This is a genomic window from Kocuria sp. CPCC 205263, from assembly GCF_040981075.1.
In the GTDB taxonomy this organism is placed as follows: Bacteria; Actinomycetota; Actinomycetes; order Actinomycetales; family Micrococcaceae; genus Kocuria; species Kocuria rosea.
Map to the genome: position 1 here is coordinate 1 of NZ_JAVKPV010000069.1, position 556 is coordinate 556.

General features: G+C 78.4%; 1 protein-coding gene and 1 pseudogene. One reads left to right on the plus strand and one right to left on the minus strand.

All coding sequences use genetic code 11. The features are described from left to right. On the plus strand, positions 1-219 hold a 219-nt coding region (locus RF647_RS19175; RefSeq protein WP_368813124.1), incomplete at its 5' end, for an aldehyde dehydrogenase family protein. 15 nt (positions 220-234) lie between these two features. Here RF647_RS19175 and RF647_RS19180 read toward each other — a convergent pair. Further along, a pseudogene (locus RF647_RS19180) lies at positions 235-556 on the minus strand (hypothetical protein); the annotation flags it as partial.

Genomic DNA, 556 nt, shown 5'->3' on the forward strand with positions numbered 1-556 from the left:
TGGGCCCGCAACGGCAACCTCGCCTACCGGGCCGGGCGGGACATCCAGGCAGGGCGCGTGTGGGTGAACCAGTACCACACCTACCCCGCCCACTCGGCGTTCGGCGGCTACAAGTCCTCCGGGATCGGCCGCGAGAACCACCTGATGATGCTGGAGCACTACCAGCAGACGAAGAACCTGCTGGTCTCCTACTCCGAGGACGCCCAGGGCTTCTTCTAGGCCCCGGGCCCGGGCCTACCCGGACCCCTCGCCGGCCGGCCGCGGCGCGGCCGGGGCGGGCGCGCAGTTGCGGCACGGCCACTCCACGGGCAGCGCCGGGGCCGGCCACACGCGGTGCCGCGGCAGCGGGCGCTGCCGCGGCGGGGGCGGGGTCCGGTGCCGCGGGGCGGGCCGTGGCCGCGGGCGCGCCCACCGCTCCGGGCGGTCGCCGCGGGCCCGGAGCGGGGCGCGGGCGGGCAGCCACCGGGCGGCGAGCGCCCGGCCCAGGCGCACCAGCATCCGGCCCAGCCGGTGCAGCAGCACCGCCAGGCCGAGCATCGGCAGCAGCAGCAGGACG